Source organism: Streptomyces sp. P9-2 (assembly GCF_051903975.1).
Classification (GTDB): Bacteria; Actinomycetota; Actinomycetes; order Streptomycetales; family Streptomycetaceae; genus Streptomyces; species Streptomyces cellulosae.
This window is the reverse complement of record NZ_CP192633.1, coordinates 5,231,819-5,247,024: the sequence shown is the minus strand read 5'-3', so window position 1 is coordinate 5,247,024 and position 15,206 is coordinate 5,231,819. Positions and strand designations below refer to the sequence as shown.

Genomic DNA, 15,206 nt, shown 5'->3' with positions numbered 1-15,206 from the left:
CGCTCCGGCGCCGACGGCGGACGGGACTGACACGCCTGTGCTGCCGATCGACGCGGCGGCGCACAGCAGCCGCTGGCGCCGCCGCCATCCCGTGGACAAGGCCGTCCTCGGCCTCGGTCTCACCGTCCTCGCGATCTCCCTGCCCCCGTGGCCCGGCGCCGCGCTGGTGCTGGTCACCGCGCTGGCGCTGCTGCTCGGTCCGGCGGGGGTGCCGGCCGGGCGGCTGTGGCGGGCCTACCGGGTGCCGCTGGGGTTCTGCGTCACCGGGGCGCTCACCCTGCTGGTGCGGGTGGGCGGGCCCGGCGGTTTCGTGTCACCCGCCCCCGACGGGCCGCTGCGCGCCGGGGAGTTGCTGCTGCGCACCTCTGCGGCCTCGCTGGGCGTGCTGCTGTTCGCGTTCACCACACCCATGTCGGACCTGCTGCCGCGCCTGGTGCGCGCCGGGGTGCCCGCGCCGCTGGTGGACGTGGCGCTCGTGACGTACCGGATGAGCTTCCTGCTGCTCGACTCGGTGCGGCGCGTGCACCGGGCGCAGGCGGCGCGGCTCGGGCACACCACACGGGCGGCGACGTGGCGTTCGCTGGGCGGGCTCGGGGCGACCGCGTTCGTGCGGTCCTTCGACCGGGCGGCGCGGCTGCAGACCGGGCTCGCGGGCCGCGGCTACGACGGCGCCCTGCGCGTGCTGGTGCCCGAGGCGCGGGTGTCCGCCCGGTTCACGGCCGCGAGCGTGACGCTCCTGGCGGCGCTGGCCGCCCTCACCTTCGTACTGGAAAGGCCCCTGTCGTGAGCGAGTTCGAACTGGTGGCGCTGCGGGGCGCGTCGTTCGCCTACGAGGACGGACCGCCCGTGTTCACCGGCCTCGACTTCGCCGTGCGCGAGGGGCGGGCGCTGGCGCTGCTGGGGCGCAACGGCAGCGGGAAGACCACGCTGATGCGGCTGCTCAGCGGCGGACTGCGGCCGCACGGCGGGGAGTTGCTGCTGTCGGGACGTGCGGTGCGGCACGACCGGAAGGGGCTGACGGCGCTGCGCAGCACCGTGCAGCTGGTGGTGCAGGACCCGGACGACCAGCTGTTCGCCGCGTCCGTGGGGCAGGACGTGTCGTTCGGGCCGCTGAACCTGGGGCTGCCCGACGCGGAGGTGCGCGCGCGGGTCACGGAGGCGCTGGAGGCGCTGGACATCGCCGCGCTCGCCGACCGGCCCACGCATCTGCTGTCGTACGGGCAGCGCAAGCGGACGGCGATCGCGGGCGCGGTGGCGATGCGGCCGCGGGTGCTGATCCTGGACGAGCCGACGGCGGGGCTCGATCCCGACGGTCAGGAGCGGCTGTTGGCGACGCTGGACGGTCTGCGGGCGGGCGGTACGACGGTGGTGATGGCCACGCACGACGTGGACCTCGCCCTGCGCTGGGCCGACGACGCGGCGCTGCTCACCCCGTCGGGCGCCCACACCGGCCCTGCGGCGGAGATGCTGTCCCGACGGGACCTCCTCACGGCGGCGGGACTCAGGCTGCCGTGGGGCGTGGCGGCCGGCCTGTTCCTGCGGGCACGGGGGCCGGCCGGCACCGCGGACGCGGGTCCCCGCACCCCGGAGGAACTGGCGGCGCTGGCCGCACTGCCGGAGTGCGGGGAACGGCGTCCTGACTAGGTTCCGTCTCCGGCCGACGGGGGTGGGGCCTGATCAGCGGTGCCGGCCTCCTGGCGGTGCACGCGGCCTCGGGAAGGGCGTCCGCGGCTCGATGTGTACATTTGTTCAAACCCGGTGGGTGAGCGGGAGCGTCGCCTGCCTGCCCCTCGTTCCCACCATCCCCGGCGGAGCCCCACCTTGACCGACCGTGCCGTACGCCGACGCCGCCGGGCGCTGTACCTCTTCTTCTTCCTCAACGGCGTAGCCATGTCCTCGTGGATCACGCGCACGCCGGACGTCCGTGACCGTCTGGGTGTGTCCACGGGGGAGATGGGGCTGGTGCTGTTCGGGCTGTCCGTCGGCTCCATGGCCGGCATCCTGTGTTCGGGCCGTTTCGTGTCCCGGTTCGGGACCAGGCCCGTGACGGCGCTCGGCACGCTGTTCGTCATCGCGAGTGTGGTCGTCGTGGGCGGGGGCACCGCCCTCGCCTCCGCGCCCCTGGTCGCCGCGGGGCTGTGCCTGTTCGGCCTGGGGATCGGGGCGGGCGAGGTGGCGATCAACGTGGACGGTGCCGACGTCGAGCGGATCACCGGCAGGCCGGTTCTGCCCACGCTGCACGGATGCTTCAGCCTGGGCACCGTCGTCGGCGGCCTGGCCGGCATGGCGGCCACCTCCGCGGCGTTCCCCGCCCACTGGCACCTCCTGGCGGTGGCCGCGGTGACGGCCGCGATGTTCGGGTACGCCATCGGCGGTGTGCCCGCCGGGATCGGGGTCCGTGCCGCGGTGCCCGCTTCGGACTCCGCACGACCGGCGGGCCCGCAGGTGTGGAAGGACCGACGGCTGCTGATGATCGGGGCCATCGTCCTGGCCATGGCTCTCGCCGAGGGCGCCGCCAACGACTGGCTGCCGCTGCTGATGGTCGACGGCCACGGTCTCGACGCCGCCCTCGGCTCGCTCGTCTTCGTGGGATTCGCCGCCGCGATGACCCTGGGACGCTTCGGCGGCGCGTTCTTCCTCAGCCGTTACAGCCGGGCGGCCGTGGTGCGGGCCAGCGCGGTCTCCGGAGCCGTGGGTCTGTGCCTGGTCATCTTCTCCGACAACGCGGTCGTGGCGGCGGCCGCCGTCCTGTTCTGGGGACTGGGCGCGTCCCTGGGCTTCCCGGTGGCTCTGTCGGCGGCCGGCGACTCGGGGCCCGACAAGACCGCCCGGGTCGGCCTCGTGGCGACGATCGGCTACGTCGCGTTCCTGGTGGGGCCGCCCACGCTCGGCTTCCTGGGCGATCACTACGGACTGCGCCCGGCGATGGTAGTCGTCCTGGTGTTCGTCGCCGCGGCTGTCCTGGTGGCGCCTGCCGCCGGTGCCCGCGGGCCCCGTCACGGCGGGGCCGGTGCCGGTGCCTCCGGCGAAGTTGCCGTGGAGCGGCCCGGGCAGCGCGCCGGGGGGTGAGCGCGTGACCGGCGCCCGCGGCGGGGTGTTCGGCCGACCGTGCGTCGCAAGGCTCGGCGCCCTGTCCTGCCGCTCGCGCAGTTCCCCGCGCCCCCAGGGGTGTGGTACTGCCCCCGCGCCCTTCACTCTTGGGGTGCGGCGCACTGCACACCCCGGGGCGCGGGGAACTGAGTAAACGTCAGATTGGGAGACAGCGCCTGTCAGAGGGCGCCCGTTCAGCAGCCTCCGCAGTTGTAGTACGTCACGTCCCAGTGGTTGCCCTCGTCCGCGTAGACGTTGCCCGAGCCGGACTGCCACTGCTGGGCGCCGTCGCCGCGCACGCCGATGTAGGTGAACGTGTTCTTGATGTAGTTGGTGACGCAGGTGTTCTTGCCGTAGTCGAGCTTGTAGCCGTTCCAGTGCGAGTACGTGCCGGAGGCGTGCCCGGTCTCCGTGCCGCCGGTGATGTTCAGTGCGCAGCCGGTGGCCCGCTTCAGGGTCTGGGCGCCCTGGGCGGTGGCCAGGTTGAGCTGGTCGAAGGACGTGCAGGTGGACACGTTGCGGTTGGAGCAGCCGCCGGACGACGACCAGGTGATGCCGACCTGGCTGAACATGGAGGTCGCGGTGGCGTGGCTGATCTTGGTGACGGCGGCGGCCTCACCCGCGGTGCCCATCACGACGGCGCCCGGGGCGACGACGAGGGCGAGGGCGGTCAGGGCCGAGCGGAGCTTCGGGGCCTTGAGAGTCTTCATGTGGGGGACCTTCCTGCTGAGGGCCAGGGTGTGTGAGGGACGGCTGTGCAGGCGGAGCAGACAGATGATGCCCGGGGTCTACGCGCGTCCGCCAGAGGACAAAACGGAATGCTGCCGCCTGCGTGGGTCTGTGTCGTCCCGTCAGACCGCCGAGCGGAAGGCGGGCAGGTAGCCGGAGGACTGGCCGACGGCCTTCGGGTGGTAGGAGTTGCCGATCGGGATGGTGACGCTGTGCAGCCAGGCGTCGCCCGAGCAGAGCTCGTGGCCGGTGAACTCGTCGACCACGCTGGACCAGGCGAACCCGGCGTTGGCCGCGCGCTTGGCGATCACACCGTTGAGGACGTCGCCCGCGTTGTTGATGGCACTGCGCTCGGTCTCGGTGAGGCCGGCGATGCAGCTGCCGGACAGCTTGTAGAAGCGCGGGTAGCCGAGGACGACGACGCGGGCCTGCGGGGCGCGGGAGCGGATCGACGAGTACAGCGAGTCGAGCTTGCCCGGCAGGGAGTTCTGCATCTGGGAGACGGCGTTGTTCACGGCGGCGACGCAGGTGGCCTCGGACTGCAGGACGCAGGTCTGCATGACGTCCGCGAAGCCGATGTCGTTGCCGCCGGCGGTGACGCTGACGAGGGTGGTGGTGGAGGACAGCGCGCTCAGCTGCGAGGAGGCCACGCTGGTCGTGGTCGCGCCCGAGCAGGCGACGAACTTGAACGACGCGGGGGCGTTGGCGTTGCTCCACAGCTGGGGGTAGGCGACGGTGCTGCGTTTGCAGTCGCCGCTCTCGGAGGTGTAGCTCCCGGCGCCCACTCCGGAGGAGTAGGAGTCGCCGAGCGCCACGTAGTGGTGGCCGGCGGCCGCGGCAGGGTGTGCCAGGCCGAGGACGGTCGCCACACCGAGGATCAGGGTGGCGAGAGTTGTTCCCAGTGAACGCGTTGACACGTGTATCCGCCTCTCACGACGAAACTCGCGACGGTAGTTGAGGGAGCAACTGGTGTTGTAGCAGGGCGGGATACCGCTCGGTAACTACCGGTCGAAAAGTCATCCGCTATGACCCGAATACTGATTTGATCGATCCTGCTCCGCGCGTAGATAAACCTAGGTCGCGCCATGTTTACGCCAACTTGGTGGCGGAAAAAGATGCCGGGCCGCCCCCCGCGCGGCCCGGCACCGGTCTCGTCGAACGGCCTTTTCGACGGCCCTCGTTCAGCCCTCCCCGTCCCGCCCCGGCGGGGTCGCGAGGAGGCGCCGGGGGTCGGCCGCACGCGTGATCGCCGACTCCACCGCCGCGATGCGGTCGCCGAGCAGGGCGAGGGCGGACACCGCGCGGGCGAGCACGTCGTCGTCGGGGCCGCCCAAGGTGAGCGTGCGGACGTGGGCCGCCTTCACCTCCGCCCAGCGGGCGGCCTGTTCGGGCGTGAGCGTGCCGCGCAGCTCGGCGAGCTTCAGCAGGTTCGCCTCGGCGCCGCTGGTGAGGGTCTGGGCCTCGGCCGTGTAGTGGTCCTCGATCACGGCGGACAGCTCGGCGTCGTTCATCACCGGCTGGATCCGCTGGGCGATCTTGTTCATGTTGCGGTACGAACCCTGGAGCAGGAACGGCGGCTCGGTGCGGGCGTCGTCGGAGCGGGCCGCGGACGCGATGTAGGCCGCGTTGACCGCGAGGACCGTCCGGCGGGCGGTGAGCAGCTGGCGCAACACCGCCAGCACACGGTCGAGTTCGGCCGGCGCGTACGGGTGGAGCAGCCGGTCCGGGCGGGCCGTCGGGTCGTCGGAGGCGAGCCGGATCAGCAGGTCCAGGTCGGCGCGGTCGCGCCCGGCGAGCGGCGCGAGCACCGGGTTCGCGGTGAGCGCGTTCTCCACGAAGCTGAGCGCGAAGACGTCCTCCTTGCCGGTGAGGACGTCGCCCAGGTTCCACACGTCGGCCCGGTTGGCCAGCATGTCGGGCACCCGGAAGACCTCCCCGGACTCGGTGTACGGGTTGCCGGCCATGCACACCGCGAACCGCTTGCCCCGCAGGTCGTAGGTGCGCGGCTCGCCCTGCCACACGCCCTCCACCCGGCGGGTCGCGTCGCACAACGGGATGAACTTCTGCAGCAGTTCGGGCGAGGAGTGCTGGATGTCGTCCAGGTGCAGCAGGGTGTTGCTGCCCGCCGCCAGCGCGAAGTTGATCTTCTCGACCTCCTGGCGGGCGGTGGCGTTCGGCGCCTCGGCCGGGTCGAGCGAGGTGACGCCGTGCCCGAGCGCGGGACCGCTGACCCGCACCAGGACCAGGCCGAGGCGGTGGGCGACGTACTCCATGAGGGTCGTCTTGCCGTAGCCGGGCGGGGAGAGGAGCAGCAGGAGTCCTCCGGTGCCGGTGCGGGCGGACTCGCCCGTCGTGCCGAGCTGCTTGGCGAGGCTGTCGCCGATCAGCGGCAGGTACACCTCGTCGACCAGCCGGTTGCGGACGAACGACGCCATCACGCGCGGACGGTGGTCGTCCAGGCGGAGCCGGTCGCGTTCGGCTGTGACGAGGGCGGCGCGGCGGCGCTGGAAGGCGCGGAACGCGGGCGCCTCGCGCGCCCGGAACGCGTCGGTGCGGGCGAGGAACTCGTCCAGGCGGAGCATGAGACGGCGGCCGGTGATGCGCGGGTGGGTGGAGACCAGGCCCTCGACGGTGACGGTGAGGGGCGCGTCCGACTCGTGGCGGGGCACGTCCGGGCACAGCTCGGCGGCCACGGCCTCCGCGACGTCCCCGGCGTCCGCCTGCTCGCCGGACGCACCGGTGTACGCGGTGAGCCACGCCTCGACGAGCTGGCGGCGGGCGCTGAGGTCGCGGAGGGCGGTGAGGTCCTCGTCGTACGCCTCGTCGGCGACCGTGCGGCGGAACTTGTCGAGCAGGGCACGGGCGCGGGCGCTGATCACGAACCCGTCGGGCCCGGTGGTGAGTTCGTCGAAGAGGTACGCGGCGCACGCCTCCGCGCGGACCGCCGCGTCCGGGGTCCACTCCCCCACCGCGCGGGCCAGTTCGTCCCGCAGTGCGTCCAGCGCGGGCGGCGCGCCGGAGGCGTCCCGCACCCGGGCCAGCGAGCGGGCGCGGCGGGTCCAGTCGGCGCGCTCCTGCTCCGTGGTGCCGTGTGCCCAGAACAGCAGGGCGTGGGCGCGGGCGGGGGAGGCGTGGCGCAGGGTGCCGGCGCCGTCGAACAGGGGCAGCAGGGCGGTGAGGAGCGCGGTGGCGTCGTGGTCGTGCACTCCCCGCTCGTAGCCCTCGTCGTACGCCTCCTCGGCGGCCGTGCGGACCAGCGCGGGGAGGTCGTCGGCGGCGGCGAGCGCGTCCGGGCCGTGCTCGTGCAGCAGGCGTGCGGCGAGGTGCTCGGCGCGGCTGACCCGCGGCGACTCGGACGGCAGGGGGCGGTCCCACAGGGGGCGGTCGGCGAGGAGGGCGGGGTCGGTGACGGGGGCGCGGTAGTCGGTGCCGGTGAGGGCGAGGGCGAGGCCGTCGTCGTGCGGGACGACGGTGAGGTCGAAGGGCTGGGTGGAGACGGCGAAGCGGTGGGCGCCCAGGCGGAGGGTGCGGCCGCCGTCGGCGTAGAGGTCGGTGCGGTCGCGCAGGGCGCGGGCGGCCTCCTCGCGGGCGGAGCGCAGCTTGCCGTCGAGTTCCTCGGCGCGCACCCGGTCGCCGAGGGCGCGCAGGTCGTCGGCGCTGCGGCGGACCTTGGCTACCAGCGGGTCGGAGGCGAAGTAGGTGCTCACCGCGTCGGCGTCGGTGAGCGCGGCGCTGCGGCGGGCGATCGTCTCGAGCACCCGCTCGGCGGCGGAGGCGAGCTGCCCCGCGCGGCGGGCGCGGGCGTCGGTGAGGGTCTGCTTGCGGGTGGAGAAGGCTTCGTAGATCTCGGTGCGCCGGTCGGCGAGTTCGCCGAGGACGTCGTCGAACTCGGCGAACCGCGACTCCAGTTCCTCGAGCTGGGCGAGCACCCGGGCCATCTGGTCGTCGCAGGCGTCCGGGTCACCGGCGGCGGCGAGGGCGCCGGTGACGGTCTGGCCGAGCAGGGTCAGCTCGGCGGTGAACCCGGCGCGCGCCTCCCGGTCGAGGAGGCCGCGGCGGCGCGTGTCGAGGCCGGCGCGGGCGCGGTTGACGCCGCCGAGGGCGTCGGCGACCCGCTCCAGGACGCCGGTGCGGACGGTGGCGTCGGCGATGTCGAGTCCGGCGACCACCTCGGTGACCGTGCGCAGCCCGTCGGCGAGTTCGTCCAGGCGGGCGGCGAGCGGGGCGGCCTGCGCGGTGGTGGCGACCGCCTCGATGTCGGCGTGCAGCCGCTCCAGGTCGGCGTGGTGGGCGGCGAAGGCGTCCTCGCGGGCCAGGAAGGCGACGGCGCGCTGACCGAAGGAGGCGAGGTCGTCGTCGGCCTCGGCGGCGAGCGCGTCGATGCGCTCGTGGTCCGCGTACCGCATCTTCTTCAGGGTCAGCAGATGGCCCTGCGCCTGGCGGAGTTCGGTGAGGCCGCGGACCCAGGCGGCGGCCTCGCGGGGCTGTTCGCCGCGCAGCCGGCGAACGACGGCGGTGATCCGTGCGGCGGCCTCGTCGAGCGCCTCGGCGGCCCGGCGGGTGAGGTCGGTGACCGTCTCGAACTCGGCGAGCACCTGCTCGGCGGTGGCGCGCACCTCCTCCAGCGGGGTGCGCAGGTCGCCGACCTCCGGGTCGCCCAGCCAATGGTGGGTGTCCAGGGCGCGCACGCAGGCGGCGGCGAGGGTCGCGTAGATCTCGGCGGTGGGGGTGGTCTCGGCGGCGGCGCGGGCCAGCGACAGGCAGTCGGAGATGCCGCGCACCAGGTCGGCGTTGCCCACCCGGGCCAGCGGCCCATCCCCCACCGGCTGCGCGGCGGCGCGGGCGTCGGACAGGTAGGGGGTCTCCCACAGCTGCACCGGATGCACACGGGCGGGTTCCTCGCCGTCGGGGCGCAGCAGGGTGAGGTGCCCGTCGTCGAAGAGGGCCCAGCCGTGGCAGGCCATCGGGGTGGCGACGGCCTCGCGGATCTGGTTGTAGGAGAGCAGCAGGGCGCGTCCGCGGGCGGGCGCGTGGAAGGCGTAGAGGACGTCCTCGCCGTACGGGGAGCGCACCTCCCGCTCGAACTCCATACCTTCGGTGTCGAGTTCGTACGTCTTGTGGGAGCCGGCGGCGAGGCAGTAGCCGCCGGGGAAGACGATCCCCTGGTCCTCGGGGAGCCGGCGGCAGCCCTGGCCGATGCCGTCGAGGCGGACGACGGTGCGGGTGAGGGTGTTGAACACCAGGTGGCGGTGGGCGGTCTCCTTGTAGGGGAGGATCCGCAGCAGGATGAGGGGGCCGACGCGGGCGTGGGCGATGTCGGCGTCGGCGAGGGACTGGAGGGGCTCGTCGACGGGTTCGCTGTGGATGCCGTCGGGTGTGCCGGTGTCGTTCTCCGTCTTGACGGTGAGGGTGCCGCCGAGGGTGTCGACGAACACCTCGCCCTGCACGGAGACGTGCGGGTGGCGGCCGAGGACGTGGTCCTCGCGGGTGGCGGGGGTCCAGGTGATGTCGGCGGGCGGGACGCGCGCGTGGTCGCGGTCGCCGCGGGCGTCGAGGAACTCCGCGCGGCCGTCCTCGGAGACCGCCCAGCGCAGGACGCGGATGTCGCCGGGCTTCTCGCCGGTCTGGAAGACGGCGAGGAGCTTGCCCTCGGCGCGGCGCAGCCGCAGCAGACGCGCCTGCCGGTAGTAGCGGTGCAGGGCGGCGAACTCCCGCCGGAAGGCGGCGTCGTCGAGGAGGCCGGGCACGGCGTCCTCGGGCAGCCGGTTCAGGTCGCGGTCGTGGGCGGCGAGGACGTCGCCGACGGTGGTGTCCCGCTCCGGGCGGGGCCGGGTCTCGTAGCCGAGGAGCAGCACGTCGCCGACGGCGACGACGTCGCGGGGCACGGCGGTGCGCTCGGTGCGCAGCCGCTCGGTGCCGGTGAGGCGCAACTCGGGCGCGCCGAACTCGTCGGCCCGGCGCCGGTTCAACGTCTCGGCGCGGCGGGCGAGTTCGGAGGCGCGGTCGGTGAGGCGGTCGCGCAGGACCTGGTAGGCGCCGCCGTCGACCGCCGCGGAGGGCCGCTGAGGGGCCGGGCCGGGAGTGGTGTCCGGGGCGGCGCCCGGGTGGGCGGTGTCGTGGATGGGCTCGTGGGTGCCGGTGGTCATGGCTGCCTCTCGGGAAGGTGCCGGCATGGCTGCCTCGCGGGAACGTGCCGGCATAGCTGCCTCTCGGGAACGTGCCGTCACGGCTGCCTCTCGGGAAGGTGCCGGCATGGCTGCCTCGCGGGAACGTGCCGTCACGGCTGCCTCGCGGGAAGGTGCCGGCCGGGAGCCGCCGTCCCCTGTGCGGCGGCTCCCTGCCGGGTGATGGTGGTCAGGCCCCGGTGCGGCCGTTCAGCACGGCCAGCGGAGTGTCCGCCAGACCCAACTCACCCGCCTTGTCGAGCAGTTGCTCGAACTGCCCGGTGTTCTCTCCGCCCTGCTTCATCAGCTTCATCAGCAGGGCGGACACCGTGAGGTTCTGCACGTCGGAGCTGGAGACGGAGCCGAGCATCCGGCTCAGGTCGTCGGTGAAGCTCGCGGAGCCGTCCAGCCAGGGCCCGGCGAGGGCCTGCGCGGTCTCGGAGTTCTTCACGAAGCCGTCGACGCTCCTGCCGAGCGAGATGGACGACACCAGGCGGTCGAAGAACACCGAGTCGCCGCCGACGATGTTGATGTCCGCGTTCTCCAGACCGGTGGCGAGCACGGTGGCCTGCGCCTCCGCGACCTGCCGCTGCACGTCGAGCCCGGCCAGCCGGACGTCCTTCTCGGCCTCGAGACGCAGCCGGTACTCCTCGTGGCCGCGGGACGCCTCGTCGAGCGCGGCCATCGCCGCCGCCTTCTCGGTGAGTCCCGCCGCCTCGGCGCGCAGCCTGCCGGAGATGGCCTCCGCCTCGGCGACCGCCTTGGCGCGGGCGCCCTCCGCCTCCGCGCGCAGCCGGGCCTCGGTGGCCTCGGCCTCGGCACGGCCCGCCTTCTCGATGACCTCGGCCTCCTTGTCGCGCACCCGCACGGCGGCGAGACCCTCGGCGGCGGACTCCGCCTGGACGCCCTCCGCGAGCCGCAGCTTGGCCTTGGCGTCCAGATCGGCCGTCTTCAACCGGGCCTCGGCGAGGGTGAGTTCCTCGGCGGCGCGGTGCGCGGCGGCCTGCTCGGCGGCCTCGGCGGCCTTGATGTCCTTGACCAGCTTCTCCTGCGCTTCCGCCTCCGCCGCGATGATCACTGCCTGGCGCTGCCGCTCCGCCTCCTCGACGGCCCGCAGCTTCTTGATGGACTCCTCCTGCTCGGCGACCGTACGGTCCACCGCGACGCGCTCCCGGATGACCTCGGCGATCTCCCGCTTCTCCGCCTCGACCTCCTTCTCGGCGGCGATCCGGGTCAGCTCGGTCTCCCGCTCCCGGGCGATGACCTCCAGCAGGCGGTCCTTCTCGATGCGCTCGCTCTCCACGGCGATGACCCGCTCGCGGTTCTTCGCGGCGACGGCGACCTCGCGGGCCTGGTTCTCCCGCTGCACGCCCAGCTGTTCCTCCGTGCGCAGGAAGGCGCTCTGCGCGCGCAGCCGCTCCTCCTCGACGACCCGCGCGGTCTCCGCCTCCTCGCGGGCGCGCACGGTCTCGATCTCCCGCTTCTGCTTGATCTCCGCGTCCGCCTGACGGCGCTGCAGCTCCAGGATCGCCTCGCGCGCGTCGACGTCCTGCCGCGTGATCTCCTTCTCCTCGTTGCGCTGCGCCTCGTTGGTGCGGACGTGCTCCACCGCCGTCAGCTCGGTGATCTTGCGGATGCCCTGCGCGTCGAGGACGTTGCCCGGGTCGAGCTGGGTGAGCGGGGTCTGCTCCAGGTAGTCGATCGCGGCGTCCTCGAGGTGGTAACCGTTCAGGTCGACGCCGATGACCTCGATGATCCGGTACCGCAGTTCCTCGCGCTTGGTGTAGAGGTCGGTGAAGTCCATCTGCTTGCCGACGGTCTTCAGCGCCTCGGAGAACTTCGCGTGGAACAGCTCCTGGAGCGTGTTGCGGTCGCTGGCGCGGGCGGTGCCGACGGCCTGGGCGACCTTGACGACGTCCTCGACGGTCTTGTTGACCTTGACGAAGAACGTGATGCGGATGTCCGCGCGGATGTTGTCCCGGCAGATCAGTCCTTCCTTGCCGGCGCGGGTGATCTCGATGGTCTTCACCGAGATGTCCATCACCTCGGCCTTGTGCAGCACGGGCAGCACGACCGAGCCGGTGAAGGTCACGTCGACCTTGCGGAGCTTGGAGACGATCAGCGCCTTGCCCTGTTCCACCTTGCGGAACAGCTTGGTGACGAGCAGCAGACCGATGAGCACGAGCAACAGGGCGGCGCCGACGAGTACGGCGATGCCCACGGTGGCGGCATCCATGGGACACGTCCTTCTGGGCTGACTTACGGGCAGAAGTCGGATGTGTGCGGCGCCTCGAAGGCGAGGGCCTGAAGGGTGTGGGGCCTCGCGCGTGGGCGAGGCGGTGCGTCGGACGGTGGTGGAGACGGCTCAGCCGTCGAGGCGGTTTCGCGCCGGGCGCGGAGGGTTGCCTTCCGCGGCCGGGCGCGCCGCACCGTCCCGGTCCGCACCGCGCGTGCGCGGGGACCGGGACGGCCAGGGTTCGTCGGGGGCGGTGCGGTGCAGCGGCCCCGTGCGGCGGGGGGCGGCCGGGCCGTGGACGCGGTTCACGAAGGTCCGCATCTGCCCGCCCCCTCTCCGTCCTCGTCTTCGCCGTCCGTGCGTGCGACGGCCGATGTCGTCGGGCAGCACTGCTCCCCTCCGGTTCCGGCACGGACACCACCTGCCGGTGTCCGGCACCGGAACCTCCGCAGTGCTCCCCGCGGGCCATGCTGCCCGGCCCGGCCCGCACCGCGCATTGCCGGATTCCGGCAAAGTTCACTAGGGTCTGCATGCCGGTGCGCCGACATGAACGCATCAGGACCGTGTGAGGAAGCCGAGGGGACGACGTGTCGGACCGAGAGATTCCGGAACAGTATCTGGAGGGGTACGCCGAGATACTGAGCGAGGTCGCGGCCACGGGCCGACGCCTCACCCGCGACGAACTCGCGTCCCGTCGTGCCCTCGGGGAACAGGCGGCGGAGGCCGGTTACGGTCTGCGGTCCCTCGTCATCGCCCATCTCGCCGCCGCGCGCGGCGCCTGGCCGGCCCGCGGCGCGGACGCCGACGGCGCGCTGGCCGCCGTGCAGCAGGCGGTGGACGCCTTCGCCGAAGGGTACGAGCGGGCCCAGCGGTTGGCAGTCCGTCAGGAGGAGGCGGCCCGCCGGGAGTTCATCGACGACCTGCTCTACGGCCGCAGCGACCTGGGCCGCCTCGCCGAGCGGGCCGAACGGTTCGGGCTGCGCCTGTCCCACGAGCACGCGGTGGCCGTCGCCCGGGGCCCCGTCGCCTACGAGGAGGGCGACGCGGTGCCCCGTCAGGTGGAGCGCGCGCTGATCTCCCGGTTCGGCGACCGGAGCATCCTGCTCACCACCAAGGACGGGCGGCTGCTGTGCATCGCGCCCGGCCACCAGCAGGACGTGCTCACCCACTTCGCCAAGCAGGCGCACGCCGCCACCGACGGCGGCCAGGTCGCCGTAGGACGTCCCCAGTCGGGCCCCGGCGGGGTGGTCCAGTCGTACGAGGAGGCGCTGAACGCGCTGGAGATCGCCGAGCGGCTGGACATGGACGACCCGGTGCTGCGCGCCTCCGACCTGCTGGTCTACCCGGTGCTGGCCCGCGACCGGCAGGCCATGGCCGACCTGGTGCACAACACGCTGGGCCCGCTGACGGAGGCGCGCGGCGGCGCGGGGCCGCTGCTGGACACGCTCACCGCCTACTTCGACTCCGGCTGCGTCGCCGCGGAGGCGGCACGCCGGCTGTCGCTGAGCGTGCGGGCGCTGACGTACCGCCTGGAGCGGATCCACCGGCTGACCGGGGCGGACCCCGGCGACCCGGCGCACCGGTACATGCTGCAGACGGCGGTCATCGGGGCGCGGTTGCTGGACTGGCCGGAGTCGGCGGGGGTGGCGTAAGGGCTACGGCTCCGTCAGGAGCTTGCGGTGCAGCTCCCCGGGGCCCAGGGCCGTCAGCTGCGGCACCTGGGCGTTCCAGTCGCGGGCGGTGTCGTCCAAGGCCTTGGCCACCTCGCGGGCGAGGGGGCGGCGGGTCAGGTGGAGGGCGAGTGACACAAGGGGGCGCAGGGGGCCTCGGCCGCGCAGGCGCACGGTGACCGTGACGTCCCAGCCGCCGTGGTCGCGTCCGGGGCGCGGGACCGCCGCCACCTCGGCGCGAGCCACGCCGCACGTCAGCCGCGCCCTCAGCGGCGGCCTACGGACGCTGCCGCCCCGGTCCGCCGCCTTCCACCAGTCAGCGCAGCTCAGTTCGGCGTCGGCGTCGAACCGGGACAGCGGGGACGGGACGCTCCTGAGCACCGCGCGGCCGGACAGCTCGACGCGGTCCGGCCGGTCGGGGGCGAACAGCGCGGCCCGTCCGGTGAGGTCGCCGTCGGGGCCGGACCCGGTGAAGGCGAGACGCACCGCGCGGGTACGGCCCCACTCCTCGACGGTGATCCGGACCGTGTCGGCGGCCTTCTCGGTGCTCTCGTACGCCGCGCCCGGCCGCAGATGGCGTCCCCCGGCCGGCCGCACGTCCGGGACCTGCCGTCCGTCGGGCAGCAGGACGCGCCCGTCCTCCGCCGTCGTGCTCTCGGCGAGGTCGGTCAGGGTGCCGAGGGCGTCGACGAGCCAGGGGCGCGGGACGGGCGCGAGGGCCACCGTGTGGGAGATGCGGACCATGTGGACACGGTGGCGTCCGGAGGCTGCAGCGGTCCATGCCCGCGCCCGGCAGCACGTAGGCGGGGGTGCTTCCGGCGCCCGGCAGACCTGGCCCGCGGTCAGCTCTTGACGAGGGTGACGTCGTGGTGGCTGACGGCGTGCGGGACGGGGAGGAGCAGGATGCCGCTGGCGCGCAGCTCCAGCAGGGTCGCCTCCACCTTGACCGGGCCCGCCGTCAGGGCGTCGTCGGCGGCCTTGCCGCTGTTCTGCCAGCGGTGCTCCTTGCCGTCGCAGACGGCGACGGAACCGCCGATGCCGTGGTTGACGTCGGGTTCGCTCTGGCTGACCGAGGAACTGACGTAGACGGGCGCTTCGCCGCCGACGCAGAGGTAGGTGCCGGTGAGGGTGACCGTGCCGTCGGCGGCGATCCGGCCCTCCGGGTCGACGGTGACGTACTCCGCGGGGACGGACGGCGCGGCCGCCGCAGAGGGGGCCGCCGCGGCGGCGCCGAGCAGCAGCAGCGCGGCACAGGACGCCGTGCCGAGGAGGGGGCGTACGGGCATGGGGGACCTCCGAAGTGAGCGGATCAGGGAT

10 protein-coding genes are annotated in these 15,206 nt (G+C 73.6%); 4 read left to right on the top strand and 6 right to left on the bottom strand.

Annotated features, from left to right (window positions below; translation table 11 throughout):
* Positions 1-37: 37 nt before the first annotated feature.
* The 3 genes from cbiQ to ACQY0Z_RS23905 all read left to right on the top strand — a co-directional run bounded on the left by cbiQ (position 38) and on the right by ACQY0Z_RS23905 (position 3,069).
* A complete protein-coding gene (gene cbiQ, locus ACQY0Z_RS23915; RefSeq protein WP_189902194.1) occupies positions 38-787 on the top strand; it encodes a cobalt ECF transporter T component CbiQ in 750 nt (249 codons plus the stop codon).
* Positions 784-1,644, top strand: a complete 861-nt coding sequence (locus ACQY0Z_RS23910; protein WP_254586384.1) for an ATP-binding cassette domain-containing protein — start codon at positions 784-786, stop codon at positions 1,642-1,644. Before cbiQ ends, ACQY0Z_RS23910 begins: the two co-directional genes overlap by 4 nt.
* Positions 1,645-1,821: 177 nt before the next feature.
* On the top strand, positions 1,822-3,069 hold the full coding sequence (locus tag ACQY0Z_RS23905) for an MFS transporter (protein ID WP_439812781.1): 1,248 nt from the start codon (positions 1,822-1,824) through the stop codon (positions 3,067-3,069).
* Positions 3,070-3,284: 215 nt separating this feature from the next.
* Here the strand turns inward: ACQY0Z_RS23905 and ACQY0Z_RS23900 are convergent, their stop codons facing one another.
* The 4 genes from ACQY0Z_RS23900 to ACQY0Z_RS23885 form a co-directional block, all read right to left on the bottom strand.
* The gene (locus ACQY0Z_RS23900) at positions 3,285-3,800 is read right to left on the bottom strand and encodes a hypothetical protein (RefSeq protein WP_189902200.1); all 516 of its coding nucleotides are present in this window, start codon (positions 3,798-3,800) and stop codon (positions 3,285-3,287) included.
* 141 nt (positions 3,801-3,941) lie between these two features.
* Entirely contained in the window at positions 3,942-4,736 is a 795-nt protein-coding gene (locus ACQY0Z_RS23895; protein ID WP_337662774.1) for an SGNH/GDSL hydrolase family protein, read from the bottom strand.
* 264 nt (positions 4,737-5,000) lie between these two features.
* Positions 5,001-9,965 (bottom strand): DNA repair ATPase, encoded by a 4,965-nt coding sequence (locus ACQY0Z_RS23890; protein WP_439812780.1) that lies wholly within the window; start codon positions 9,963-9,965, stop codon positions 5,001-5,003.
* Between the two features lie 208 nt (positions 9,966-10,173).
* Positions 10,174-12,219 (bottom strand): SPFH domain-containing protein, encoded by a 2,046-nt coding sequence (locus ACQY0Z_RS23885; RefSeq protein WP_189902204.1) that lies wholly within the window; start codon positions 12,217-12,219, stop codon positions 10,174-10,176.
* Between the two features lie 587 nt (positions 12,220-12,806).
* Here ACQY0Z_RS23885 and ACQY0Z_RS23880 point away from each other — a divergent pair.
* On the top strand, positions 12,807-13,871 hold the full coding sequence (locus ACQY0Z_RS23880; protein WP_189902205.1) for a PucR family transcriptional regulator: 1,065 nt from the start codon (positions 12,807-12,809) through the stop codon (positions 13,869-13,871).
* Between the two features lie 3 nt (positions 13,872-13,874).
* Here ACQY0Z_RS23880 and ACQY0Z_RS23875 read toward each other — a convergent pair whose 3' ends face one another.
* Together ACQY0Z_RS23875 and ACQY0Z_RS23870 are read right to left on the bottom strand one after the other, a co-directional pair.
* Entirely contained in the window at positions 13,875-14,633 is a 759-nt protein-coding gene (locus tag ACQY0Z_RS23875) for a hypothetical protein (protein ID WP_439812779.1), read from the bottom strand.
* A gap of 98 nt (positions 14,634-14,731) precedes the next feature.
* The gene (locus ACQY0Z_RS23870; protein ID WP_439812778.1) at positions 14,732-15,175 is read right to left on the bottom strand and encodes a DUF6299 family protein; all 444 of its coding nucleotides are present in this window, start codon (positions 15,173-15,175) and stop codon (positions 14,732-14,734) included.
* Between the last annotated feature and the right edge of the window lie 31 nt (positions 15,176-15,206).

Coding starts and splice junctions, on each gene's coding strand:
- ACQY0Z_RS23900 (WP_189902200.1), bottom strand. CDS start 3,800: ATGAAGACTCTCAAGGCCCCGAAGCTCCGCTCGGCCCTGACCGCCCTC.
- ACQY0Z_RS23890 (WP_439812780.1), bottom strand. CDS start 9,965: ATGACCACCGGCACCCACGAGCCCATCCACGACACCGCCCACCCGGGC.
- ACQY0Z_RS23885 (WP_189902204.1), bottom strand. CDS start 12,219: ATGGATGCCGCCACCGTGGGCATCGCCGTACTCGTCGGCGCCGCCCTG.
- ACQY0Z_RS23875 (WP_439812779.1), bottom strand. CDS start 14,633: ATGGTCCGCATCTCCCACACGGTGGCCCTCGCGCCCGTCCCGCGCCCC.
- ACQY0Z_RS23870 (WP_439812778.1), bottom strand. CDS start 15,175: ATGCCCGTACGCCCCCTCCTCGGCACGGCGTCCTGTGCCGCGCTGCTG.